This window comes from Motilimonas pumila, assembly GCF_003596335.1.
Taxonomy (GTDB): domain Bacteria; phylum Pseudomonadota; class Gammaproteobacteria; order Enterobacterales; family CBDFNC01; genus Motilimonas; species Motilimonas pumila.
The window spans coordinates 1-25,108 of record NZ_QZCH01000021.1 but is presented as its reverse complement, the minus strand read 5'-3'; the positions used below and the strand labels follow the sequence as shown (position 1 = coordinate 25,108).

The 25,108-nt window shown below is 45.7% G+C and carries 21 protein-coding genes and 1 other RNA gene; 10 read left to right on the top strand and 12 right to left on the bottom strand.

The window, feature by feature from the left end:
- Positions 1-28: 28 nt before the first annotated feature.
- From D1Z90_RS14845 to D1Z90_RS14825, 5 genes are all read left to right on the top strand, one after another.
- Complete coding sequence (locus tag D1Z90_RS14845; protein ID WP_119911567.1) at positions 29-874, top strand: ZrgA family zinc uptake protein; 846 nt, start codon at positions 29-31, stop codon at positions 872-874.
- Between the two features lie 19 nt (positions 875-893).
- Positions 894-1,613 (top strand): ABC transporter ATP-binding protein, encoded by a 720-nt coding sequence (locus tag D1Z90_RS14840; protein WP_119911566.1) that lies wholly within the window; start codon positions 894-896, stop codon positions 1,611-1,613.
- The gene (locus tag D1Z90_RS14835) at positions 1,600-2,856 is read left to right on the top strand and encodes an ABC transporter permease (RefSeq protein ID WP_119911565.1); all 1,257 of its coding nucleotides are present in this window, start codon (positions 1,600-1,602) and stop codon (positions 2,854-2,856) included. Before D1Z90_RS14840 ends, D1Z90_RS14835 begins: the two co-directional genes overlap by 14 nt.
- A 2-nt stretch (positions 2,857-2,858) precedes the next feature.
- Entirely contained in the window at positions 2,859-3,344 is a 486-nt protein-coding gene (locus D1Z90_RS14830) for a DUF3299 domain-containing protein (RefSeq protein ID WP_119911564.1), read from the top strand.
- Positions 3,345-3,678: 334 nt separating this feature from the next.
- Positions 3,679-4,530 (top strand): TIGR03899 family protein, encoded by an 852-nt coding sequence (locus D1Z90_RS14825; protein WP_119911563.1) that lies wholly within the window; start codon positions 3,679-3,681, stop codon positions 4,528-4,530.
- A gap of 167 nt (positions 4,531-4,697) precedes the next feature.
- On the opposite strand, the gene D1Z90_RS14820 is transcribed toward D1Z90_RS14825, so the two are convergent.
- The 5 genes from D1Z90_RS14820 to D1Z90_RS14800 all read right to left on the bottom strand — a co-directional run bounded on the left by D1Z90_RS14820 (position 4,698) and on the right by D1Z90_RS14800 (position 10,728).
- Entirely contained in the window at positions 4,698-5,984 is a 1,287-nt protein-coding gene (locus tag D1Z90_RS14820; protein WP_119911562.1) for a GGDEF domain-containing protein, read from the bottom strand.
- Positions 5,985-6,414: 430 nt separating this feature from the next.
- Positions 6,415-7,620 carry an FAD-dependent monooxygenase gene (locus tag D1Z90_RS14815; protein WP_119911561.1) on the bottom strand — a complete coding sequence of 402 codons (1,206 nt, stop codon included), beginning with the start codon at positions 7,618-7,620 and terminating at the stop codon, positions 6,415-6,417.
- Between the two features lies 1 nt (position 7,621).
- Positions 7,622-8,833 (bottom strand): 2-octaprenyl-6-methoxyphenyl hydroxylase, encoded by a 1,212-nt coding sequence (ubiH, locus tag D1Z90_RS14810; protein WP_232525266.1) that lies wholly within the window; start codon positions 8,831-8,833, stop codon positions 7,622-7,624.
- Position 8,834: 1 nt separating this feature from the next.
- Entirely contained in the window at positions 8,835-10,151 is a 1,317-nt protein-coding gene (gene pepP / locus D1Z90_RS14805; protein ID WP_198419206.1) for a Xaa-Pro aminopeptidase, read from the bottom strand.
- A gap of 4 nt (positions 10,152-10,155) precedes the next feature.
- Positions 10,156-10,728 carry a UPF0149 family protein gene (locus D1Z90_RS14800; protein WP_119911560.1) on the bottom strand — a complete coding sequence of 191 codons (573 nt, stop codon included), beginning with the start codon at positions 10,726-10,728 and terminating at the stop codon, positions 10,156-10,158.
- Positions 10,729-10,894: 166 nt separating this feature from the next.
- Between D1Z90_RS14800 and zapA the strand changes: the two genes are divergently transcribed.
- The 5 genes from zapA (at position 10,895) to serA (ending at position 14,060) form a co-directional block, all read left to right on the top strand.
- Positions 10,895-11,194 (top strand): cell division protein ZapA, encoded by a 300-nt coding sequence (zapA, locus tag D1Z90_RS14795; protein ID WP_119911559.1) that lies wholly within the window; start codon positions 10,895-10,897, stop codon positions 11,192-11,194.
- A gap of 4 nt (positions 11,195-11,198) precedes the next feature.
- Positions 11,199-11,382: non-coding RNA, 6S RNA (gene ssrS / locus D1Z90_RS14790), on the top strand.
- Positions 11,383-11,396: 14 nt separating this feature from the next.
- Entirely contained in the window at positions 11,397-11,984 is a 588-nt protein-coding gene (locus D1Z90_RS14785; protein WP_119911558.1) for a 5-formyltetrahydrofolate cyclo-ligase, read from the top strand.
- Between the two features lie 63 nt (positions 11,985-12,047).
- Positions 12,048-12,701, top strand: a complete 654-nt coding sequence (rpiA, locus tag D1Z90_RS14780; protein WP_119911557.1) for a ribose-5-phosphate isomerase RpiA — start codon at positions 12,048-12,050, stop codon at positions 12,699-12,701.
- A gap of 129 nt (positions 12,702-12,830) precedes the next feature.
- The gene (gene serA / locus D1Z90_RS14775) at positions 12,831-14,060 is read left to right on the top strand and encodes a phosphoglycerate dehydrogenase (protein ID WP_119911556.1); all 1,230 of its coding nucleotides are present in this window, start codon (positions 12,831-12,833) and stop codon (positions 14,058-14,060) included.
- A 102-nt stretch (positions 14,061-14,162) separates the two neighbouring features.
- Here the strand turns inward: serA and D1Z90_RS14770 are convergent, their stop codons facing one another.
- The 7 genes from D1Z90_RS14770 to D1Z90_RS21985 all read right to left on the bottom strand — a co-directional run.
- Positions 14,163-14,855, bottom strand: coding sequence for an SIMPL domain-containing protein (locus D1Z90_RS14770; RefSeq protein WP_119911555.1), 693 nt, complete (start codon positions 14,853-14,855; stop codon positions 14,163-14,165).
- A gap of 68 nt (positions 14,856-14,923) precedes the next feature.
- A complete protein-coding gene (locus D1Z90_RS14765) occupies positions 14,924-16,846 on the bottom strand; it encodes a bifunctional diguanylate cyclase/phosphodiesterase (RefSeq protein WP_119911554.1) in 1,923 nt (640 codons plus the stop codon).
- Positions 16,847-16,855: 9 nt separating this feature from the next.
- Positions 16,856-17,557 carry a transglutaminase-like cysteine peptidase gene (locus D1Z90_RS14760; protein ID WP_119911553.1) on the bottom strand — a complete coding sequence of 234 codons (702 nt, stop codon included), beginning with the start codon at positions 17,555-17,557 and terminating at the stop codon, positions 16,856-16,858.
- Between the two features lie 2 nt (positions 17,558-17,559).
- Complete coding sequence (locus D1Z90_RS14755; protein WP_119911552.1) at positions 17,560-18,867, bottom strand: TolC family outer membrane protein; 1,308 nt, start codon at positions 18,865-18,867, stop codon at positions 17,560-17,562.
- Positions 18,868-18,886: 19 nt separating this feature from the next.
- On the bottom strand, positions 18,887-20,275 hold the full coding sequence (locus D1Z90_RS14750) for an HlyD family type I secretion periplasmic adaptor subunit (protein WP_119911551.1): 1,389 nt from the start codon (positions 20,273-20,275) through the stop codon (positions 18,887-18,889).
- Positions 20,268-22,436, bottom strand: coding sequence for a type I secretion system permease/ATPase (locus D1Z90_RS14745; RefSeq protein ID WP_232525265.1), 2,169 nt, complete (start codon positions 22,434-22,436; stop codon positions 20,268-20,270). The genes D1Z90_RS14750 and D1Z90_RS14745 overlap by 8 nt, the downstream gene beginning before the upstream one ends.
- A 65-nt stretch (positions 22,437-22,501) precedes the next feature.
- Positions 22,502-25,108, bottom strand: a 2,607-nt coding sequence (locus D1Z90_RS21985; protein ID WP_119911550.1) for an Ig-like domain-containing protein, incomplete at its 5' end; no start/stop codon positions are given.

The following is a 25,108-nucleotide window of genomic DNA, read 5'->3' as shown; positions in this document are numbered from 1 at the left end:
TTTTTTATATTTCTAAGGATTTTTTAACATGGCAACATTTAAACAAGGTTTATTCACTCCTGCAGTTTTAACGCTTGCACTGGCAGCACCGCACGCTGTTGCAGGTGAACACGAGCATCGTGCCCATGGCGCTCACGAACACGGAGCAGCAAACATCGACCTCATTTTGGCTGCAACCGAAATAGCTATTCAATGGCGTACTCCTGCCGCAAACCTGCTGGGCTTTGAGCACAAACCTAAAACGGATGAACAACACAAGGCGGTCAAGCAAGCAAATGCAACCTTAGCCGACTTTAACAACGTGCTTGCCTTGCCGGCCAGCGCTGAGTGTAAATTGTTAAAATATGACGTTGCTGGCTTGGCATTTGAAACAGCTGGTCACGATAAGCACGACGACCACCATGATGATCACGACAAAGAGCATGGCCACGACAAGCACGACGACCACCATGATGATCACGACAAAGAGCATGGCCACGACAAACATGACGACCACCATGATGATCACGACAAAGAGCATGGCCACGACAAGCATGACGACCACCATGATGATCACGACAAAGAACACGGTCACGACAAGCATGACGACCATCATGATGATCACGACAAAGAACACGGTCACGACAAGCATGATGATCATGACAAAGAGCACGGCCACGATGACCACGCTCATGATGACCATGATGAATCAAGTCATTCAGACGTAGTGATTAATTACCAACTGCAGTGCAGCAAGCCTACTGAGATTAAAGCAATCACTTTCACTTTGTTTAAACATTTCAGTGGCACTGAAAAAGTCATGCTGCAAGGCATTGTGAATGACCAACAATTAATGCAAACTTTAACGCCATCTAATGATAAATTAGCTTGGTAACTCATCACTGACGGATACCATGAATAATAAGACTCTTCTTCGTATTCAGGATCTAAAGTTCGGCTGGCGTGAAAACCAGCCGTTAACTCTATCGATTCCTGCACTGACCATAGCCCAAGGTGAAAAAGTTTTTTTAAAAGGCCCAAGCGGCAGCGGCAAATCCACCTTATTAGGTTTGATTACTGGCATCAACCAAGCTGCAAGTGGCAGTATTGAAATCCTTGGCAGTGAAATGACTAAGTTGTCAAATAAAGCCAAAGACCACTTTCGCGCAGATCACTTAGGTTATATATTTCAGCAGTTTAATTTATTGCCTTATTTAAGCTTGATAGAAAACGTCAGTTTACCTTGCCACTTTTCACAAAGTCGCAAAGCAAAAGCACTACAGCTTTCCGGTAGCTTAGAGCAAGAAGCCAAACGCTTATTGGACCATCTAGAAATCCCTGCGGCTTTACTTCACCGCCCGGTGACAGAACTGAGTATCGGCCAGCAACAAAGAGTAGCGGCTGCGCGAGCACTCATTGGCCGCCCTGCGTTTTTGATCGCCGACGAGCCCACTTCTTCTTTAGATACCGATGCCAGAGAATCATTTATTAAGCTGCTGTTTAATGAATGTGACCAAGCTGACATCAGTCTGATTTTCGTCAGCCACGACCCGTCGCTACAGCCACTTTTTAGCCGTCACATTAACCTTGATGAAATCAATTTGGCAGCAGGAGCACACAATGGCCATCGCTAAACTGGCGCTAAAAAGCTTGTACAACCGTCGCGTCACGGCCATATTAACCGTGCTGGCCATAGCTTTAAGCGTGACCCTTTTATTAGGCGTAGAAAGAGTGCGCACGCAAACCAAAGAAAACTTTGCCAATACTATCTCTAGTACCGACTTAGTTGTCGGCGCACGTACAGGCCAAGTGCAATTATTGCTTTACTCAGTGTTCAGAATTGGTAACGCCACCAACAACGTATCCTGGCAAACTTACCAAGACATTATTAATAACCCTGCGGTGAAGTGGTCGGTGCCATTCTCTTTGGGCGATGCGCACAAAGGTTATCGCGTGTTAGGCACCACAGAAGACTACTTCAAGTTTTATAAATACGGCAAAAAACAAGATTTAGAATTGGCTAACGGCGCTGTCTTTAACTACCCCACTGATGCCGTTATCGGTGCAGAGGTGGCACGCAAACTTAACTATTCCGTTGGCCAAAAAATCGTTATCTCACATGGTAGCGCTGCGGTGTCATTCAGTAACCACGATAATCTACCTTTTACTATTGTTGGAATCCTAAAGCCTACTGGCACACCGGTCGACCGTACCATCCATGTACCATTATCCGGTATAGAGGCGATTCACTACGGTTGGGAGTCAGGCAGTCCACAAGGGGGACAATTACAACCTGAACAGCTCGACCAAGTTTCTCTTGAACCTAAAGTCATCACCGCCTTTCTGCTGGGTTTAAGCTCAAAAATGCAAACGTTTATGTTGCAACGTAGCATTAATGAATATCGCGAAGAAGCGATTATGGCTATTTTACCGGGCGTTGCCTTGCAAGAGCTTTGGAGCACGATGAACATGGCTGAGCAGGCGTTAATTGTCGTTTCTGGCTTTGTTGTCGTTTCTGGCCTACTTGGCATGTTAACCACTATTTTGACCAGCCTGAATGAACGTCGCAGAGAAATGGCGATATTACGCTCAGTTGGCGCTCGCCCCGGGCACATATTTACCCTGCTAATTGCCGAAGCAGGCATTCTAGCGATAGCCGGAGCCTTGCTTGGAGTGATATCCTTATATACCTTACTGCTTATTATCCAGCCTTTGGCCATGGATATGTTTGGTATTTACGTCAGCTTTAGTATGCTAACGCACTATGAGTTGACTTTGCTCGCCATCGTGGTGGCGGCAGGATTTTTAATCGGCTTGGTACCGGCATGGCGGGCTTATCGTATGTCGCTGTCCGATGGTATGACAATAAGGATATAAAGATGAAAACCTCATTTTCGTTTGCTGCTTTGCTTTGGCTGTGCAGCTTTGCCGCCGCTGCAGCGGTGCAAACTATGACATGGGAAGAGCTATTACCCGAAGAAGAACGCTTAAAACAGCAGCAAGCAGCCCCCGTTGTCTCCCATGACGGAGCCCCTGTAAACATGGAGCAAAACTTGGTGGGCGAAACCCGCAAAGACTTAAACGGTAAAAAAGTACGCTTACCTGGCTTTGTGGTGCCTCTAGAAGGCGATGAAACTAAAATTACAGAGTTCTTTTTAGTGCCTTATTTCGGCGCCTGTATTCACGTTCCACCACCGCCACCCAACCAAATTATTTATGTGAAATACCCTGAAGGTGCGCCAATTGATGACTTGTGGGGGGCTATCTGGATTGAAGGCACTATAAAAGCTGAAAGCATGAGTAATGATTTAGCCACCGTGGGTTACACCATGGAAGGTCTTAGCGTAGAAGTTTACGAAGATTAGCGCCAAGCACGCCAGAGTGTGTGACCCTCTACAAAAAAGCCAGTCGGTAAATACCCACTGGCTTTTTTTGCGTAACGCTTTGCATTACTTTCAGGCTCTAGTAGCTCAACACCATGAATACATTGATTAATATATATAAACAGCCAAACCAACTAAACTCACTAAATACCCAGCACCCAGCAAAATATTCCATGCTTTCTTTTTTAAAACAAACATGCCATTCTCCATTTAGCGCTACATGACTTTATCTTAACATTTTGATAACAAGGTTCAAGTTGGTCACTTCTGACAATAATAACATTTTGTAATTACGAAATTCGTTTAAGGAATACTGATGGCTCCAACAACACGCATTGCACCGCTAAATAACGACTCGGGCCCGGCCAGTACCCAAAGTAAAACCGTAGAGTTAGCCAATGCTTATGGCGTAGGAGCACGCTTAACAAAAGAACAACCATTTAACATTGCTCAGCGCGCTAAAAAGCGAATTGCGATGGAAGCCATCAAAAAACAAGAAAATTTAGAGCAAATCATGCTGTTAGCTTATCAAGAGTGTAACAGTGATGATGCCGCCGGCGAGGTAGACCCAGATTGGATGACAGCTTATTTACGATTAGCTGAAGAGATCTGCGGTAATAATATGAAAGCTTTATGGGCTAAGATTCTGGCCCAGGAAATCACTAGTCCAGGTAGTTTTTCTGTTAAATCATTAGAAACATTGAAAAAGATGACCCAGCGCGAAGCCGGAGTGTTTCAACGTTGCTGTAATCTCAGTTGTATGTTTTCAGGAGATTCAGGCCATAAGGTAATCACCGGCTATGTTCGCCCACCAAGCTCAATGCAATTGTTTAGCCGACCCGACGTCGCCAAATTATCGCTGGGGAAGTTTCGTTTTCCTTACAGTAATATATTAATGTTGGCAGATCTTGGTTTAATTTACCCCAGTGAATTAGAGTCCGGAGAAATGCAGCCTGGCCAAGAGCTTAAACTAAACTGCAATGACCATATGATCAGTTTGGCCGCCAACGGTAAAAAGCTTAAACTGTATTATTACAAGTTCACCCCAGTGGGTAATGAGCTTGCCAGCTTGATCCCTGCAGAAATGGAAGCGGCATATATCAAAGCCTTGACTGAATTGTTGGAGCGTAACTTTCAGGTTGCCAGTGGCATCGAAACCAGCAGTTAACTGAGTCCTGCGCCTATTATAACCCCCTTCTAGCCCAATAAACGCATCCCCAAGTCCCTTCAGAAAGATCTTTCATGCAGGGGGGATACAAAAAAGCCTGTCGCAGAGACAGGCTTTTATGGAATAGCCCGTCCTTATCAGGACAGGATATAATGAGCACCTAAGGCTTAGAAAGTCACCACCTTATTACGGCCAGTTGATTTCGCTTTGTATAAGGCTTCATCAGCACGGGCAATAAATTGACTCGTACCTTCTTGCCCCATTTGAGTGACACCAAAGCTACAGGTTACATCAAGCTCAAGTGGCCACTCTGCTACTTCAATGGCAGCACGGATATTTTCAGCTAAGGCTTCAGCTTGCTCTGAATCTGTGTTTGAACACACTAACAAGAACTCTTCACCGCCCCAACGCACCAAACTGTCAGACTGGCGAGTATTATTGGTCACTAAGCGAGCAAATACTTTTAGTACTTCGTCACCGGTCTCATGACCATGTGTATCATTGACCGTTTTAAAATGGTCGATATCCATAAAGATAATAGATAGCGGCATTTTATTGAGATAAACCTGCTGCACTTGTTCAAACAAGTAATCACGAATACCGGCGCGGTTTCTTGCGCCTGTTAAAGGATCTCGTTTTGCCATTTGTTCAAACTTTTTACTTTCTAACTTAAGCGTTTCAGTCAAAGACTCTAGCTCTTGCGCTTGTTTACGCGTTTTAACCAAATCGTTACGGGCCAAACGTACGTCATTTAGCAAAAATGAGATCGCCACAAGTACCCAAATAAAAATGATAAAGGTTAAGAAATGAGTTTCTGGGATCATTTTGCCGTCAAAGCGAATTTCTTCAACGATAATCTTGATCTTGCCCTCAGCCACATGACCACCGGTCGCAACTTCAATTAATGGAACGTTGCTAAAATCGGTTGCAAAGTGCTCAAGGGGGACATTATTTTCATCAATCCACCAACCAGACACTTGGAAGTTATCTAATGGGATGACCACTTCTGAAGCGTACATGTTTGGCGCGTACTCAACCTCATTTACTTTGAGCGTCGCATCATTGCTGGGTTTGGTATAGTCAGGGTGGCTGTTACGCACGTAAAAGCGAATACGCTGTGAGCCTTCCCCTTCAAAGCGCGCACGGATAGCAACGGTATCATAGGTTGAAAGATCTAGGCCTTGGCCTGGTTCGGTTAACTCAACTGCTAATTCACAAAATGGCCAAGCATACGCTTTTTTAATGTCGCAACTTAGCTCAAATGCCCGTTTAGTTTTTTTCAACTGAGCCGTGGTTTGACCGCCTTGGGAAGCGTCAGTGATCACGGTAAACTTATAGTCAGATGAAGGGTCAATAACCAGACTTTTATTAAAACTGTATTTATACGCTAGTAAGGCACAGACAGTGAATAACACTAGACTTAGTAAGCCTAAACTAAAAGATTTTGAGCGCATTTTAACCTAATTCCTATGTATTGGCGCCTATCATCTATCCCCAAGATAACAGGCGCCAGTTCAAGCAAAAAATTTTACCAAGGTTAAATGTCGTGAATATTGACCCTTAGGTCAACTAAACTTAAAAGCAAAACGTCAACACAGAAGTCAAAAAACAACCAAATTTTTCTTCAAGCTGTTCTTTTAAATGAACTTTACAGTTCATGTTTCCAGTAAGGATTGTTTATATAACGTACAAAAATTTAGCAACAAAAAGCCAAAGTCAGCGCGATTTGGCTGAAGCTTCATGTTAAGCTTCCTGCATCAAGGTACAGCATGAAAGTAGTAAACTCATCGCATATGCCCGGCGAACATTTAACCTTCACTCCATACTTTCAGTGTAGACCGAGTATTAGGAAAATGCGGCGTACTTCTCAAGATTGTTAATCGCTTAGGGTTTGGCTAAGTCCGGTAGCTCTCCCGCTTGCCCCATTGCACGCACCATAAAACTCTGCTTGAGCGGGGTCAGTTTGTCTACCAAAGTAAGTCCAACATCACGGATCAACTTTTTCAACGGGTGATTACCGCTGAAGCCCTGTTTTAGTGCTTCCATCGCCAAAATCATATCGACCGCTTCGGCTTTACGCCAACGCTCAAATTGACGCAGTTGGCTGAGCTGGCCAATATCAAGACCTGATGCGTGATGGCGAATGATCTCTTGGGCAAGGCTGGCGGCATCCAATAAGCCTAAATTCACCCCTTGGCCAGCAAGCGGGTGAATGGTGTGAGCGGCATCGCCAACTAAGGCGCAGCGATGTTGCGCAAAATTGCGAGCATAGCGCATCGCTAAAGGCACCTTAAAACGATGGCTTAACACGCGACACAAACCAAGTTGGTTATCAAATGCCATGGTCAAAGCTTTATTAAATTCTTGCTCTGTCAACGCCATAAGTTCGCTCGCCCGCTCAGGGCTCACAGACCAAACGATAGAACATTGATGGGGTTGTGATAAGGGTAAGAAAGCCAAAGGACCTTGCGGTGTAAAGGCTTGCCTAGCGCAACCTTGGTGCGACTCGGTGGTTGCAACCGTCGCAACAATAGCATGATGTTGATAATCACGATAAACCAAAGGAATAGCCATTTGCTGGCGAGTCCAAGATTGTGCGCCGTCGGCGCCAACCACAAGCTTAGCCGTTAATGCTTGGCCATTATGAAGCTGCAACCAAGCTTCCCCCTCTCCCATCGCCAACTGTTTCACTTGATGAGGCATTAACAATGTCACATTGGTTTGCTGCTTGACCTTAGCCAGTAAGGCCAATTGAATGCGGCGATTCTCAACAATATGTCCAAGGTGCTGCTGTTGCAGTTGTTCTGCGGCAAAAGTAATACGACCAAAACTGTCTTGGTCCCAGACTTCCATGCTTTGATAGGCCGCAGCATGGTCGGCAATTTCAGGCCAGGTACCTAGGCGAGACAAAATACGCTCGCTGGCTGCACTGAGCGCGCTTACGCGGTTATCGGCGATCTCAGAAAAATGCTCATCGGGTAATTGCCCCTCGATGATCGCCACCTTTATGGCACTGTTGTTTAACGCGGCGGCTAGGCTTAAACCAACCATACCTCCGCCAATAATCACGACGTCATACGATTGCATCATGCTAGTTCACCGAAAATAAATTAAACCGCCCCAAGGCTTGTTGCGCCAAAGGTTGTTTGAAAAGCGAAATGGAGTCCATAAGGTGCAGAGCTCCATTACGAGCTGCAACTAAGGGGAAATATTGATTTGCAAATACTCTGGCCAAAGTGTCTGTCATGGTAATGGTTGTTTGATGGTCTTGCTGGCGCTGCTGCCAATAATTTGCTAAACAACTAAAGCTCCCCACATCCTTATCCTCGCCAACCTGTGCTAAGTGACTCGCCAGCACATAGACGTCTCTCAGACCTAGGTTAAAGCCCTGCCCTGCAACTGGGTGTAAAGTATGGGCAGCATTTCCCACTAATACTGCGCGGTGCGCCACAGGCTCGTCAGATTTGGTGAGCGATAATGGATAACAAGCCCGCTCACCGGTTTTGACAAAGCGCCCTAAACGGTAACCAAAGGTACTTTGTAACTGCTGCAAGAAGGTTTCGTTTGAGCAGTGCATTAAACGCTGCGCTTGCTCGTCATGCAAAGCCCATACGAGAGAGCTTCGACCTTGTTGCATGGGTAATAATGCACATGGCCCAGTTTCGGTAAAGCGCTCAAACGCGCGCCCTAAATGAGGCTGCGAAGTGCTGACATTGGCAATAATTGCACTGGTGCCATAACTTTCTTGCTGCTGCGACATTCTTAATATTTTACGACACACACTCTGACCGCCATCTGCGCCAACGAGCAATTTGGCTCGCAATATTTCACCTGAGCTTAACGTAACCAAGTTGACATCTTCTTGCTGAGAGATATCTGTCACACTGGCAGGGCAATACAGGCTGACAGCAGTCTGCTTTAAGGCATGTTCAAAGACCCGGCCAGCATGCATCAACTCAATCACATAACCCAGTGCCGGTAACTGTTGCTCTTTAGCGCTAAGGTTAACAATGCCGCTGTGGCCACGGTCAGATACATGGATTTGCTTAATCGCACTGGCATGCTCTTGCATCTGCGACCAAACGTTCAACTGTTGAAAAATTTCGACGCTGCCGTAAGCCAACGCGATTGAACGACCATCAAACCCAGGATGCAGCCCAACTGGAGCTTGCTGGGCCTCAACCAAGGCCACTCGCAAATACGGCGCTAAATGATGCAGCGCAAGAGCTAATGTCGAGCCAGCCATGCCGCCGCCCGCAATCACTACGTCGAAGCTGTGAGCATCCATTGCTTGTGCTGTCACTTTACCCTCTCGCTTGAGCCATCAGGGCTTCTATCTCAGCCACGGTTTTTGGCGCTAATTCGGTTAAATTATCAATGCCATCCGAGGTAATCAGCACGTCATCTTCAATACGAATGCCAATGCCACGCCATTTCTCATCTACCTCGGCGTCTTGGCTTATGTATAAGCCAGGCTCTACCGTGAGCACCATGTCAGGCTGTAATTCACGATCCCGCTCAATCGACTGATAACTGCCCACATCATGCACGTCCAGCCCAAGCCAATGAGAGAGTCCATGCATGTAGAATGCTTTATATGCGCCTTCTTCGATCAGTTTTTCTACGTCACCAGCTAAGATGCCTAACTCAACCAAACCGGACACCATGACTGTTACCGCCGCCTGGTTCGCCGCTTTGATCGTTTGCCCAGGGCCAAGAATCGCTAATGCAGCGGTTTGGGCATCTAATACCAATTGATAAAGCAAACGCTGGGGCTCGCTAAAGCGACCACTAACCGGGAAAGTTCGAGTGATGTCACCGGCGTAACCCTGATATTCTGCTCCAGCATCTATCAAGACCAAGTCGCCGTTTTGCAAGGGACTTGAGTTTTCAGTGTAATGCAAGATACAGGCGTTATCACCGCCTCCCACAATAGTCGCGTAAGCCGCAAAACGGGCACCGTGGCGAGCGAACTCATGTAAAATGTCGGCTTCAAGTTGAAATTCAAGTTGCCCAGCTTGGCATTGTTCCATCGCTCGAAGGTGTCCTAAGGCAGAAATACGCCCCGCTTCTCGCATCAATGCAATTTCTTCTGAGGATTTAAATAACCGCATCTCATGCACCAATGGACGCCAATCTATTAACTCAGTAGGCGCTTGCACGCCTTGACGCGCAGCAGCACGCATACCGGCTAATAATTGCTGTACTTCTTGGTCGGCATGCTCCGCTTCCCCAAGGGCAAAATAAAGGCTATTTAAGCCATTCATCAGTTCAGATAATTTGGCTTGTTTATCATTAACATCATACGCTTGGTCAAAGCCTAATTGCGCTACGGCTTGTTCTGGGCCTAATCGGCGACCTTGCCAAATTTCTGCTAATGGATCTTTTGCTCGGCAAAATAATACGCTTTTAACTTGACCGTCTCGCTTGGTCAATAGCCACCAAGCATCTGGCTCGTTAAAGCCAGTCAGATACCAAAAATCACTGTGTTGACGGTAACTGTATTCAGTATCACGGCTGCGGGTTTGCTCTTGGTTTGCGACCACAAGCAGAGCGCTGTTATCTTTAATTAAACTGGCAACTGCTTGTTGCCTGTGCTGAAACTCTGAACGACTGATCATAAAATTAATGTATGGTTGGCTTATCCGTTGAAATAGAGGCAGTTTTACTGAATTCGTTAAAACAAAGCATGGCGCCCACGCGCAAGTATTCAATCACCTCGGTAAAGGCCATTTCACTTTCTTCATCTTCAATATCAAAATCTAACGACACTTGAGAAATATCTCGAATGTCGGTGATCAACTCTTGAATGTTCTCTGGGGCTTGGTTGAGCTTTTGCTGCAGCATGCCAAATCCCACTAAAAAGCTCTGCGCCCATTGCGACATAGCTTCTGCTCTTTCGTCTAGGGGTTGATCATCATCTGGTAGTAATAAGGAAAACGCCATATTGCCGTCGCTTAGCTGCTGGCAAATCAATTGGTACAAGTCATTGCAAACAATTTTTGCTTCTGAAGGTAAACCAAATCCTTCATTGACCAAGTCATTAAAAGGCCCTTGCCAAGATTGGCCGTCTAATTTAACCCCGGCGCACACGATCCCGGCTAACACACCGTGGACTTCAGCGGCTCCAACGGTGAGCTCCGCTCCTTCTAATACGCGCGTCACATGATCAAATTCAGGTAAGTTATTCTTGCTCATATTAACCTAATAAATTTTTAATGAATGGATAAAGCACTGAACTAATCCTAACATTGCACCCGATAAGGTGCTAGCAAGGACTTGAAACTTAATAGCTAGCGATTTATAGTCGGCAACATAGGCTGCCTAACTGACAGGCAAAGCATCTTTCGTTCGGAGTTCATCAATGAGCCAATCGGCAGTAGAAGTCAATATTTTAGGTAAATCGTATAAAATGGCTTGTCCTGTTGGTCAGGAATCTGCACTTACTGGCGCAGCGGACCTTCTTAATGAAAAACTGAACGAAATGAAAAGCCGCACCAAAGTCACCAAAAGCGAACAACTGGCGGTGATGGCGGCGTTAAATTTTTGCCATGAATTAAAGCTTGAGCAAGCAAAGAACCAAGAATACACTGATACTATGGATCAGCGTATTAAGATGTTACAAAGTACCATCGAAAACGCCTTGATAGAAAAAGGCGAATAACAGTTTATTCCTGGGGTGTTCGTCAATATGGTGACGTCCCTGAGCCGATAATTGCAATACCGGCGATCTTGCTTGTTACTATTGTGCAGGCTCAGCATGTACTGAGAAGCCTACGGTAACCACAGGATCACCACCTTGAGCCATAGGGTTCAAGGGCTAATACCATGTAACGGCACTCTGGGAACCCTATTCAGTAATTGCGATGCAAAAAACTCGTCACCAAATTCGTCAACATGTTCGCCAGCAACGACGGGCTTTATGCAAGCAGCAACAGCGACGTCTGAGCCAAGACTTACCGCAACAGTTTCAATACCACCCAAAGTTACAGCAGGCTAAACATGTCGCCCTGTACTTAGCCCATGATGGCGAGTTATGCACCTTGCCTTTAATTGAATGGTTTTGGGCACAAGGCATCAAAACTTACCTGCCCGTGTTAGACCCATACAACGAAGGCCAGTTATTGTTTTTGCACTATCACGCTGACAGCCCAATGCTCAAAAATAAATTTGGTATTGATGAACCTTGTCGGCAGCAAAACACCGCCATTGAAGCTCATGACCTAGACATCATTTTTACGCCTTTGGTTGCCTTTGACCAAAGCGGTAACCGTTTAGGCATGGGTGGCGGTTTTTATGACCGCACTTTAGCGCCTTGGTTTGAACATAAAACAGGACCATATCCCATTGGTTTAGCTCATGATTTACAGTGCTTACCACAACTGCCAACAGAATCTTGGGATGTGCCACTTCCTGAAGTCATTACCCCGACAAAAATCTGGCAATGGAAATAGTGATTTTCACCCCGTGATTACGCTATAATCCGCGCTCTATTCAAGGTCGCGCCGGAGCACACAATGACACAAGATGAAATGAAAAAAGCCGCAGGATGGGCTGCCCTCAAATACGTTGAAGAAAATACTATTGTAGGAGTGGGTACGGGCTCTACCGTTAATCATTTTATTGATGCCCTAGGTACGATCAAACACGACATTAAAGGCGCCGTTTCGAGTTCAGAAGCATCCACGGAAAAACTTAAGTCGTTAGGCATTGAGGTTTATGACCTAAACAGCGTGTCTGAAATTGGCGTTTATGTTGATGGCGCTGACGAAATCAATAACTACAACCACATGATCAAAGGCGGTGGCGCCGCGTTAACACGTGAGAAGATTGTGGCCGCCGTGGCTGACAAATTCATCTGTATTGTTGATAACACCAAAAACGTGGATATTTTGGGTGAGTTTCCGCTTCCTGTTGAGGTCATTCCAATGGCGCGCAGCTATGTCGCTCGTGAATTAGTCAAGCTAGGTGGTGACCCGGTTTACCGTGAAGGCGTGGTAACTGACAATGGCAACGTGATTTTAGACGTACATAACCTCAAAATTATCGAGCCACGTAAGTTGGAAGAACAAATTAACGCCATTGTTGGCGTAGTAACCAATGGCCTTTTTGCCAACCGTGGCGCAGACGCGGTACTAGTAGGAACGCCAGAGGGCGTTAAAACGTTATAATTAGATCAAAAAAAAGCGGGATAATGCGTTATCACCGCTTTTTTTGTAGTAAATTTTCAAAATAAAATGTATCTTGTCAAACAGGTAAATATTTGAGCAATGACACATTTCGGGTCGAGGGAAGTAAGCATGTCAACCTTTTCATTAGGTAAGGAAAAAATCAAAATTCTTCTGTTAGAAGGTCTTCATAAAAGTGCTGAAGACACTTTCAGAGCAGCCGGTTACAGCAACATTGAATGCCTAAAAACTTCACTGAGTGAAGAAGATCTAAAAGAGAAGATCAAAGACGTTCATTTCATCGGTATCCGCTCTCGCTCAAACCTAACAGCTGAAGTTTTAGAAGCGGCAGACAAGCTGGTTGCAATTGGCTGTTTCTGTATCGGTACTAACCAGGTAGATTTAGAAGCAGCGCAGAAAAAAGGTGTACCAGTATTTAACGCACCGTTTTCGAATACCCGCAGTGTTGCCGAAATGGTCCTTGGCCAAATCCTAATGTTACTGCGTGGTATTCCAGAGAAAAACGCCAAGGCACATCGTGGCGAATGGCAGAAATCTGCAGACAATTCATACGAAGCCCGTGGTAAGAAGCTTGGTATTATTGGTTACGGCCATATCGGTACTCAGTTGGGTATTTTGGCTGAAAACCTTGGCTTCCAGGTACATTACTACGACATTGAGAACAAATTATCATTGGGTAACGCACACCAAGTAGCGACCCTTGAAGAGTTGTTAAACATGTCTGACATCGTTAGCTTGCACGTGCCAGAAACCGCTTCAACTAAATTGATGTTTGGTCCTGAACAACTATCTCAAATGAAGCAAGGCTCTATCTTAATCAATGCCTCTCGCGGTACTGTGGTGGATATCGATGCACTGGTCGAAACCTTAAAAACAGACAAACTGTTTGGCGCGGCGATTGACGTGTTCCCTGTTGAGCCAAAGTCAAACAACGATGAGTTTATCTCACCACTGCGCGGTTTTGATAACGTGATCCTAACGCCGCACATCGGTGGTAGCACACAAGAAGCACAAGAAAACATTGGCTATGAAGTTGCCGGTAAGCTAACCAAGTATTCAGACAACGGTTCTACTTTGTCTGCTTACAACTTCCCAGAGGTGTCTCTGCCTGAGCACACAGCTACTAGCCGCCTGCTTCACATTCACAAGAATATCCCAGGTATCTTGATCCAGATTAACCAAGCATTTGCAGAGGAAGGCATTAACATTGCTGCCCAATACCTGCAAACAAATGAAAACATTGGTTACGTGGTAATGGATATCGACAGTAGCAAACGCGACGAGGCGATTGCTAAACTAAAAGGCATTGAAGGCACTATTCGTGCACGTCTACTGCACTAATCACAGAATGCTATAACCGCTTTAATGATAAAAATACCGCCTTATTGGCGGTATTTTTTTGTCCAAAAACCAAGCCCAACGGCTTGGCTTTTTCACGAGAGCCTAAGGCTGCAGCAAAAAAACAACCTGCACTTGGTCACGAACGGTAATCTCACCGTTCACGTAGCTGTTATTGCCTCCGCGCTCCATCGCCATATCTGCCATTGCCATTTTCATCACAGGCACGCTGCTACGTTGGCGGTATTGCACGCTGTACACTTTACCGACATGACTTTCAAACGAAGCCGCTAATGCTTTAGCTTTGTCTTTAGCGTCTTTAACCGCAGCCGCACGAGCAGCCAGTTCAATTTCAGATTTATCTTTTAAGGTAAACTGAATTTGTTCTACCTGTTGTAGGCCTTGGCTTAAAGCTAAATCAAGCAATGGGCTCAGTTGTTCTAACTGATGTAAGTCGACTTTAATATTTCTCGAGGCGCGATACCCAATCAGCTCTCGTTTGTTGTCTTTGCCGTACTCATATTCGGGGTAGGTATAAAGGGATTCTGCGGTTAAGTCCTGTTCATTAATGCCCATTTTAATAGCTTTGTTAATGAAGCCGGCGACTTTTTTATCTAAACTTTGCTTTGCTGTTAAAACGTCTTTATGTATTTCAAAAGCGCTGATATTAATCACCGCCATGTCTGGCTCAGCCGTTACTTCCGAATAGCCCGTCACGCTAATGTGGGCAGCATCAGGCAGCTCACTCGCAGTCAGGTTTAAACTCACACATGCCAATAAACAACATAATAATCGCATCGTCTTTCTCCAAGGATTTTAATAACCCTAGTATTAACCAAGACGATGCAATTTTGGGTTAAATATTCTTAAATTTTCTCAGGGGGTGAAATAAATCCCTGATAACCATCAATATGCAAGTCTGAAAGTAGCTCTAATTGGGCTTGGTCTTCAACCCGCGTGGCAATTGTGATGATGTTTAACTTATGCGCTGCGCGACACACCGAAGCCAAAAACTCGCTGTCAGCTTGATCTTTTTGAACTTGGTTGGTGTAACTGTGATCCACCTTAACATAGGTTGGGTGGAGCAGCTCTAAGTACTCGAGGGATTGGAAATGGCGGCCGTATTGGTCCACGCCAAACATAAAGCCGGCTTGATGGATGATCGCGACCAAGTTTTTGAGCACCTCAAGATGCAGTACACAAGCGGTCTCAGGGATTTCAAAGTACAAGCGCTGCGCCATATCTGGGTATTGCTTTAAGAACTTCTCAAGCCAGCCGTGAAAGTCCATATCAAGACAAGCTGAGAGGGTTAAATTCACCGCCAAAGTAGGCACGACATTATCGGCTAACTTGGCTTGAGCTTGTTGTAAAATATATTGATCAAACATCGGCCCCATTTTAAATTGCTCTACCGCAGGCATAAACTGCCCAGCAAAATACTGCTCATCGCCGTCTTTGATGCTGGCAAATAACTCTGAGTGATAAGGCTTGTCACCCTCTTTTGCTAGTGCGGGCTGCGCTTTAAAGACAAATTTATGCTGATGAATGGCTCGTTGCACTAAATGCTTCCAAGACATTCGTCCGCGACTTTGCTCCGCTTTCGTTTGATGTAAATACACGCCGTCTTCACGTTTAGAGCGCGCAATTTGTAAGGCATTATCAGCTTGTGTGAGCAGCTCTGCAATGCCCTCATTAGATGTGCGCTGAGTCAGTCCCATAAAAGAAATAGCCGGAGAGAAAGCCATTGGGCTCACCACTAAATCGGCAATATGAGTTTGAATGTCTGCAGCAAAAGATAGTAACTGCTCTTGCTCTACGCCGGGTAATAGAAATGCAAACTCATTGGCAGAGATCCGCGCCAAAGCAAAATCTTCTTTATGCAACAAGGCTGCTTTAAGTTTGTTACCACAGTGCTTCACCAGCTCATCGCGCGCCGCAAAGCCTTGCTCACGGTAAATATCATCGAGAATGTCCACACTCAGTAGCGCCACACCACCGTAACCAGAGTCTTGGATCCACGCTTGAGCTTGCGCCATAAAATATGACCGATTGCCTAAGCCCGAGGTATTGTCTTGGTACACCTGCTCCCTCAGACGCTCAGCATCTAGCGCTTGCTCTTTGAACTGCGCGGCTAAATTACTGGTCATATTATTAATGGCTTTTACCACCTGCTTAAGCTCATGAGTACTTGGGATCGCAAGTGGTTCGCCAAAGCGGTTTTTCTGGATCTCTTCTGCGCGTTGCCGAATTTGTTTAAGTGGCTTTAACAACGCACTGAGTAGCCAAGTTAAAATCAATGCTGCCACGATAAACGTCACACAGAAAATTTGAGTTAACCCTTTCAGAGAGTGCCATAACTGACTATATGCATAGCCAGAGTGTGCCACAATGTTGAGCTCTGCCAGTTGCAACCAACCACTGGTTAATACCACTTCGTGACTCACGGTGGGAAACAAGTCAAGGTTAAGAAACCAGTCTGGCACATTTTGAAAGGATGCCGGGTTCTGTAACTTAATACGGCTGCGATCCTGTAAGAAGGTAAGCTCAATGGTTTGGTAAAAACCGCCATCAAACACCACCTTTAATACCGCCTCCGCGGTTACTTTATCCCCGCTTTGCAACAACGGCGTCAGCGATACCCCTAAAGATGTACTGGCGTTACGAACATCCGTTTCTTGCAATGATAGTAAGGCTTCTTGCTGGCTACGCAGTTCATAACTTAAAACCCCCGCAAGCATGGCAGCAAATAATACGAGAATGGCGATCAATAATTGTTTATGCAGTGTCATAACAAGTCTCTAGTCCAAATCTAATAGGGGTTTATTCAGGCGGTTGCTTTCAAAACCACCTCTTAACTCATTCCAACGGGTTAGCCTTGACGCCTTCCCCGCTTTTTGGCCTCGGCCTTGCTCTTTCATCAGCCACAAGTGTTGGCCATTAAAACTGTATACCGGAGCTAAGTCCGGACGTTCATTGGCTGGCTTAATGCTGGGATCAAGGTTATCAAGTAGCACCGGCATGGCTGTTGGCTCTGAGTAATAAGCCACGACCATATGAAATTGGTCAAGCTCTAGGGCTTTAACATACACCAGGCGCAGCTTATCTTGCGGTACGCCAAGTTCCAGTAAAGTGAAGTACTTCGCAATGCTGAAGTCTTCACAGTCACCGCCGCCAGCGGCTAAAAACTCCACCGGCGTGGCCCAGTAGTCTTCTTCACCCCAAAGCTTATGATCAGGAATGAATTGCAATTGATTGAAGAAGCGGTTAACCACATTAAGCTGTTCTGGCTCAGGCAGGGCTTGCGCTTGGTTTACCAGCGCTCGCCAGTCTTGCACCCTGCGAAGCGGTTGAGCTTTACTGTAAGTTTCTCTTACGGCATTAAACCATGCCTTTTCTTGCTGATTATAAGCCGCAATCGTTAAGCCGCTAAATAAACAAACAAGAAGAGCTAAAGACCAATATGCGCTAACGGCTACAAGCTGATCTTTAGCCCGTATCATGATTATTGGATCTCACGCAGTTCATCACGCCAATTGCTTGGGCGATCTACTTTTAGGCTTGCTAGCAACTGGCCCATAGAATTGAGGATGCGAAAGTTCGACTCCATCAACTCATAGCGGGTTGCAACTAAGTCTTTCTTGGCTTCAAACAATTCGGTTTCGGTGTTCAATACATCCAAAAGCGTACGTTTACCTAAATTGAATTGTTTGGCATAGGCGTCGCGGGTTTTTTCACTGGCAGTCACGTGCATTTTCAAAAAGTCTTGTTGCTGCTCTAAGAAACGCTTGGCATCCCAAGATAATCGGGCACCTTGGTGGATTTGACGTAAAGTATTCTCACTGACGAATTTAGCCTCATTCACCTTATAGGCAGTTTCTTCTTCATAGGCTTTGTCTTTACCACCTGAAAATAGGTTGTAGCGCATTCGCACCATACCCACAACTTCATCATTACGGCCTATATTGCCGTCTGCGTTATCCAAAAAGTTGCTTTCTACTTCTAACGCAAATTCAGGATAGTACTTCGACTTAGCCACCTCGTTTTGCGCATTGGCAGCATAAATATCATGGCGCGAAGACTTAAGCCGAGGGTGCTGATCCATGGCAATTTTAATGACTTGCGCAAAATCTGCGGGTATTGCTGAAAAGTCGGGACGTGGCTCAGTCAAATTTTCTGGGTACTCATTCACGATACGCAAATACTGCGTTTCCGCATCAGAAAAATTGTTTCTGGCGTTCACAACATTGGCATTGGCGCGGGCTAAACGGGCTTCTATTTGAGATAAATCGGAAGAGGATCCAATACCGGCTTTGGTGCGTTTGTTAATATTTTTGAATATTTTGTTGTGAATGGCGAGATTCTCTTCCGCCAAAGCCAAGGTTTCAGAGCTTTGTAGAACGCTCAGATACGCCGCCACAGCATTCAGAGACATATCTTCAGCATCGGCAAATAAGCGATATTGCTCAGCGTTAGCTTCAAACCCGGTTCTGTCATACTCGGCACTAGTGGCAAAACCATCAAATAAAATTTGGCGCAAGCTCAAGCCCAGTTCTTTACGGGTATAAGTCGTGGTATCAAAGTCGTCACGCTCGGTTCGCTCACGGCCAATGCCTGCATTTAAGTCAATGCTCGGCAAGTAGCCAGAAAAAGCACCGTCTTGGGCACGATTAAAAGCCCCTAAACGGCTCACCACTTGGTTAATTTCTGGGTTAGAGACCAAGGTTTTCGCAACGCTTGACTCTAATGTTTCCGCCCATGCTGGCGCCGCCAGTACGGTACTTGTTAACATTGCAATCAGAGTCTTTTTCATATTTATTCTTCCCTAAGGTTTATCTTTCACGCAAGGCGGACTGTTTGGCTCGTAATATCGGTTTTAAGAGGTAGTCCAACACACTCTTTTTGCCAGTCATCACATCGACACTGGCTAACATGCCAGGAATAATACTCAGTGTTTGTTTACCTTGCCCTATTTCATTGTCATGGGTACGTACCCTGATAAGGTAAAAACTATTACCTTCTTCGTCGACAATGGTGTCTGCGCTGATATGTTCAAGGGTGCCATTGAGGCCACCATAAACGGTAAAATCATACGCACTCAATTTGACCACGGCATCCAGCCCCGGTCGTAAAAAAGCAATGTCTTTGGGTGAGATGCGTGCCTCAACCAGTAAGTTATCTTCAATCGGTACAATTTCTATCAAATCCATACCTGGCTGAATTACACCACCTAATGTATTGATATTAATAGTCTTAACTTTGCCTTTTACTGGCGATGTCACACTCGTGCGTACCACGCGGTCACGCAGCCCTACTTGCACTTCATTCAGCGCTGCCATTTTGGCTTCCGCTTCGTCTAAATCTTCAATGGCTTGGCGCTTAAATTCCAATGCCATTTCTCGCCGCTTGCTGATAGCTTCATTACGAGCAGACTCAATTTTTGGCAACGCCAATTTTGCACTGGCAAGCTCAGAGGCTTGTTCATTGACTTGCCGCTGTAGCTTGATTAGCTCAACTTCTGACACTACGCCCTCTCTTGCTAATGGGCGGGTGAGTGATAGTTCTTTTTTCACCAAGTTATAAGATTGCTTTAAATGCATCACTTTAGACTCGGTTTCAACCAACTCCTGCGCCTTTTGCGCAATTTGCTGTGCGGTAATTAATAACTGATTATTGAGCGACGCGATGCTTTGCTCATAACGAATGGTTTCCGCTTGAATTTGCTCCGGGTAAGAGGTCAAAAACACTTCTGCGTAAGGCAATGTTTGAGGTTGAATAACAACCTGCGCTTGCCATGGCAAAGCATCATCTTTTTGAATTTGTACTGACGCAATTTCCGCTCTTAAACGCACGATATCGCTAGTCAGAGACAATACTTGTTGCTCTTGCTCTCTAAAGTCGCTGCGAAACTTGGTGTCATCAATGCGCATCAGGGCTTGACCCACGTCAACGACATCCCCTTCAGCGACAAAGATCTCTTTGAGGATACCACCTTCAAGGTTTTGCACAATTTGCACTTGTGAAGAAGGGATCACTTTACCACTGCCAACAGTCACTTCATCTAGCTCAGCAAAATAAGCCCATACTAAACCGACGATGACAAACAGCAGCATAAACCAAAGCAATAAACGGGCCCTGACTGCTGTATTTAATAATGCAGCTGCACTGGTCTCGTCTACAAAGTCCAATTCTTGCCGAGGCGGCTTTTGCATCTTAGCCATTCGCCACCCCAGTGCCAACATTGCCTGCGATAGTCACTCTGCCCTCTTTTAGAGCTTGTAATACTTTTTCTTTTGGGCCATCTGCTACCAATTTGCCAGAATCTAACACGATGAGCCTGTCTACTACGTCTAGCATGCTCGTTTTATGGGTGATTAAAATGAGTGTTTGCTGTTTATCTAAACTGGCTAGTTGCTTCTTGATGTGCAGCTCAGAACGGTTGTCCATTGCACTGGTGGGCTCATCCATGATCAGCACATTGGGCTCTAGTAATAAGGAGCGAGCAATCGCTACCGCCTGGCGCTGACCGCCGGACAATAAGCGGCCATTTTCACCCACTTGTTTATCTAAACCATTGCTGTCTTGGTCAGTAAACTGACTGACTCCCGCGCGGCGCGCGGCTTTTAAGATTAGATCATCAGCACAAAATGGGACGCCTAGCGTAATGTTGTCGCGAATTGAGCCAAAAAACAGCGGTGTTTCTTGTAATACACAGCCGATGGTGCGCCTTAAGTCAGCCGGATGAATTTGGTTTTGATCGATACCGTCAATCTGAATGCCGCCAGCAGAAACCTGGTATAAGCCCATTAGCAGTTTTTGTAACGTAGTTTTACCCGAGCCTATGCGGCCGATAATAGCGACTTTCTCACCACGATTAATCGACAGGCTGATATTTTCAAGCACTGGTTTATTCTGCTCTGGGTAGCAAAAGCTCACTTCGCGAAACTGAATATGGCCTTGCATGTTTGGCCTATCGATATACCTGCGACCGTCTTCTTGCTCGTTAGGCATTGCCATGATGTTCTCTAAAATGGCTAGACCAGATTTGGTTTGCGAATACCGAGTAATAAGCAAAGACAATTGGCTAAGAGGACCAAGCGCTCGACCACTGAGCATAACGGCTGCAATTAAGCCACCCATGCTTAGTTCACCATCGGCTATTAAGTACACCCCAAACAGCACCAAGCAAACGGTGAGCATTTGTTGCAGAAAAGATGACAAGCTGCCAACAGAATTCGACAGTTTACGGGTTTGTATGCCCCAATTAGCCATGTGAGCAACGGCTTCTTCCCAACGATGCTGGTAAATCCCTTCGGCGCCGTTGACTTTAATGCCTTCAATGCCGTTTAAACCTTCGACTAAGTTGGCGTATTTTTGTGCGGCTAAACGCGAGCCCTCATCAATGCTTTTGCGTAATGGAATTTGAATCACAAAACTGTACAAGAGTAGCAACGCTAAGGCTGCTGCTGGAATAAAGACCATGGGCCCAGCAACGATCCAAATAACCGTTAGGGTTAATAACGCAAAGGGCACATCCACTAAAGCGGCAACCGTGGCACTGGTGAAGAACTCTCGAATAGACTCAAATTCTTGTAAATGACGCGCAAATGCTCCAGTAGACTCTGGCCGGGCTTCCAAGCGCATGCCCATGACTTTACTGAAAATTTTAGAGGATAGTAAAATATCTGATTTCTTACCGGCCACGTCGATAAAATAACTCCGTAGCTGGCGCATAATAAAATCAAAAATAAACACTATGGTAACGCCAATGGCTAACACCCAAAGCGAGTCAAATGCCAGGTTGGGTACGATCCGATCGTAAACATTCATGACAAACAAAGGGCTAGCAATCGCAAACGCATTAATCAGTAAAGACGCGATTAATACATCTCGATAAATCGAAAAAGACCCGCGAATTGTACTCCAAAACCAATGGCCAGATTGCGTTTCAATTAACGGCGGGGTGCGTTTATCAAATCGATAGAGTGGTTTTAAATAAACTGCTTTACCTCGGTACATAGCCTTAAGCTCAGCCAAAGGTAATAGCGTTTCACCTTCACCTGTGGCAGGAAAAATAACCTTTGCGGTTTCTTGCTCAGGGTTGACCTCTAGCAAAACACAAGCGCTGTTATCTTCTAGTAACAAGATACAAGGCAACAACAGGGGTGAGATTTTCTTTAGTGATGTAGAAACGCTGCGCGCAGACAAACCGCCTTTAGCAGCTGCCCGCTCAAACAGCCTCAAAGATAGCCTACCTTCAAGTAGCGGTAAGCCTGCTGTTAACACATCGGCAGAATGAGGCTCACCATAATACTTTGTCATAAAGACTAACGACTCCAGTAAAGGATCGTTTTGTAGCCTTTGGCTATTGTGTGTTTGCAACGCTTAATAATCCTTTATTACTACGTGAGATTAATTTAAGCCTAGCCCGAAACTAGGCTTAGTTATTAATTAATATCCACAATTAACTGATTATTATCCATCAAATCAGTAAGCAGTGACGAGCCGTGGGTATCATAATCAACATTTTCCAACGAGATCTTCATGTCGCTGTCACCATTAAACTGACCTGAACCGTCTTTATCTACTTCAATCACTACGTGTCCATCTTCTTCGATCACGTTGAGGTACTGCTCGATACTGTTACTGACATCTGTGCCTTGTGTATCCAATAAATCAGACAAGTCTAATTTATCTTGGTTAACATCAAAGTCCATAATGGTATCTACGATACCAGAGTCTTGCTGGCTGTTACCCGCTTCTGCAATCGCATCTTCTTCAAAGAAGCGGAATGTGTCTGCGCCATCACCACCGATTAAAATATCATTGCCGCTGCCACCGGTAAGGTCGTCATTGCCGACTCCACCAATTAATATATCGTTGCCGGTACCACCTTTTAGCACGTCATGACCTAAACCACCGTCAAGCATGTCGTCGCCGTCGTTACCGTAAATAAAGTCATAATGAGCGATAGGGCGTTCTAAATCGTCAATCAGGTTGTTGGGATCATCCGGAGTTTGGTTGCCACCGAAGATGGCGTCATCTCCAGCACCACCATCGGCAATATCGACAACCGCACTCGACACTCCACCAGTATGGTAGGATTGCAATTCTGCTTCGTCTTTTTTCGCCATTTCATCCAAGAAAGCAATAGTGTTGGCTTCATTGCCCTTGTAACCATCGCCTAAGAAGATGGTGTCTGCGCCTAACGAGCCTTTAACGTAATCGTTACCGCCTTTCGAATCGATGATTTGCTCTTCTTCAGCGAGTACTAATGTTTCAATGCGAGAGCCTTCATTAATAAAGACTCTATTGCCATTTTCATCGGTACGATAACCTTGGTATGCGCCTAGCTGCAGGGTAAAGCTAGTTGAGTCAGCATCGCCACCGCTGGTGGTAGAAATTTGATCATTACCCGCATCACCATATAGCGTGCCACTGTCGACGACTCGTTGAGTTACATCTACGGTAACCGTAGCTGTGTCAGTTTGCCCTTGTAAGTTAGTAACTGTGTATTCGATAACCGCAGTTTCTTCCGATGGACCAGGGACGTACACCAGCTCACCATTGATAAAGTAGGCTTGGCCATTACCAGAGACCACATTAACGTTTGAAACCGTCATTTCTGGATCTTGGTCGCCAGTATTGCTGTCAGCAGGGTTAATATCATTGCCCAAAATATTCACATAAACAGGCTGACCAACTAAGGTGCTGGCACTGTCATCAACCGCTTGCAGTTCAGGGTCGGTAATACCGTTAATAGTAATATTAATTTGTGTCGTTGAGCTGTTACCTTTGCCATCGGTGATCGTGTAACTAAAGGTGTCAGTCAGCGTTTGCCCGTCATTTAGTCCTTGCACCGATGAGTTCTGGTTATCCAGCACATATTCATAGCTGCCGTTAGCATTGAGCACCAAACTGCCAAAATCGCCTTGAATTGCACTGCCAATATTTCCCGAGACATCACCAGATGCCGAGCCTGCTTGCACGCCAATCACTGGCTCACTGACACCTAGAGTGCGGTCATTGACAAGTACGTCGCCGTTAATACTTGCACTCGGCGCATTAACTGGCTGGCCATAAGCTTCAGTCACACTTCCTGTATCTACTACAGCTACAGGGGGCACTGTATAACCTTCTGTATCAGTCACTGTGACAGAGTTACCAGCGGCATCGGTCGCAGCTAACGAAGCAAAAATGGTACTGTCAGTGTCATTGACCAAATCACTGCCAACTACGTCGATACTGAAGGTACCGTTCGCCGCAACTTTACCTGTGTAAGTATTATTGTTGATGATCAACGTTACGAGATCATCAAGCTGGAAGTCTCCCGTTACTTGGCCGGTAATCGCAATCGTTTGGTTGCCCTCAGCCAAGCTAATGCTATCGTCAGCGGTAATATTGGCATCAAGGGTGATTGCCGTATCTTTCATTACAGTATCAACCGAGTAACCTTCGGTGTCTGTGACAGTTATGCTGTTGCCTGCTGCATCGGTTGCCGCAAGTGAAGCATCGATCACTTTGTCGCTATCTGCGACCAAGTCTGCACCCGGCACGTTAATGCTGAAGTTGCCATTAACATCCACTGGGCCCGTGAAGGTTTTGCCGTTCACGGTGAGTGTAACTATATCTCCAGTTTGGAAATCGCCGCTCGCTTTACCTGTCACTGGAATTTGTTGACCCGCTTCCGCCGCGTTAATGATGTCATCGGCCGTGATGTTTTCATCTAACGTGATGGCCGTGTTGGTCATTTCAGTGTCGACTGAATAACCTTCGGTGTCTGTGACAGTTATGCTGTTGCCTGCTGCATCGGTCGCTGCTAGCGAAGCATCAATCACGTTGTCGCCATCTGCGACCAAGTCTGCACCTGGAACATTAATGCTGAAGTTGCCATTAACATCCACTGGGCCCGTGAAGGTTTTGCCGTTCACGGTGAGTGTAACTATATCTCCAGTTTGGAAATCGCCGCTCGCTTTACCTGTCACTGGAATTTGTTGACCCGCTTCCGCCGCGTTAATGATGTCATCGGCCGTGATGTTTTCATCTAACGTGAT

Excerpts from the sequence above, each read along its gene's own strand:
- D1Z90_RS14825 (WP_119911563.1), top strand. The coding sequence starts at position 3,679 with ATGGCTCCAACAACACGCATTGCACCGCTAAATAACGACTCGGGCCCG.
- D1Z90_RS14830 (WP_119911564.1), top strand. The coding sequence starts at position 2,859 with ATGAAAACCTCATTTTCGTTTGCTGCTTTGCTTTGGCTGTGCAGCTTT.
- D1Z90_RS14835 (WP_119911565.1), top strand. The coding sequence starts at position 1,600 with ATGGCCATCGCTAAACTGGCGCTAAAAAGCTTGTACAACCGTCGCGTC.
- D1Z90_RS14845 (WP_119911567.1), top strand. The coding sequence starts at position 29 with ATGGCAACATTTAAACAAGGTTTATTCACTCCTGCAGTTTTAACGCTT.
- D1Z90_RS14815 (WP_119911561.1), bottom strand. The coding sequence starts at position 7,620 with ATGATGCAATCGTATGACGTCGTGATTATTGGCGGAGGTATGGTTGGT.
- serA (WP_119911556.1), top strand. The coding sequence starts at position 12,831 with ATGTCAACCTTTTCATTAGGTAAGGAAAAAATCAAAATTCTTCTGTTA.
- D1Z90_RS14755 (WP_119911552.1), bottom strand. The coding sequence starts at position 18,867 with ATGAAAAAGACTCTGATTGCAATGTTAACAAGTACCGTACTGGCGGCG.
- D1Z90_RS14765 (WP_119911554.1), bottom strand. The coding sequence starts at position 16,846 with ATGACACTGCATAAACAATTATTGATCGCCATTCTCGTATTATTTGCT.
- zapA (WP_119911559.1), top strand. The coding sequence starts at position 10,895 with ATGAGCCAATCGGCAGTAGAAGTCAATATTTTAGGTAAATCGTATAAA.
- rpiA (WP_119911557.1), top strand. The coding sequence starts at position 12,048 with ATGACACAAGATGAAATGAAAAAAGCCGCAGGATGGGCTGCCCTCAAA.
- D1Z90_RS14840 (WP_119911566.1), top strand. The coding sequence starts at position 894 with ATGAATAATAAGACTCTTCTTCGTATTCAGGATCTAAAGTTCGGCTGG.
- D1Z90_RS14750 (WP_119911551.1), bottom strand. The coding sequence starts at position 20,275 with ATGGCTAAGATGCAAAAGCCGCCTCGGCAAGAATTGGACTTTGTAGAC.
- D1Z90_RS14760 (WP_119911553.1), bottom strand. The coding sequence starts at position 17,557 with ATGATACGGGCTAAAGATCAGCTTGTAGCCGTTAGCGCATATTGGTCT.
- D1Z90_RS14770 (WP_119911555.1), bottom strand. The coding sequence starts at position 14,855 with ATGCGATTATTATGTTGTTTATTGGCATGTGTGAGTTTAAACCTGACT.
- D1Z90_RS14800 (WP_119911560.1), bottom strand. The coding sequence starts at position 10,728 with ATGAGCAAGAATAACTTACCTGAATTTGATCATGTGACGCGCGTATTA.
- D1Z90_RS14785 (WP_119911558.1), top strand. The coding sequence starts at position 11,397 with ATGCAAAAAACTCGTCACCAAATTCGTCAACATGTTCGCCAGCAACGA.
- D1Z90_RS14820 (WP_119911562.1), bottom strand. The coding sequence starts at position 5,984 with ATGCGCTCAAAATCTTTTAGTTTAGGCTTACTAAGTCTAGTGTTATTC.
- pepP (WP_198419206.1), bottom strand. The coding sequence starts at position 10,151 with ATGATCAGTCGTTCAGAGTTTCAGCACAGGCAACAAGCAGTTGCCAGT.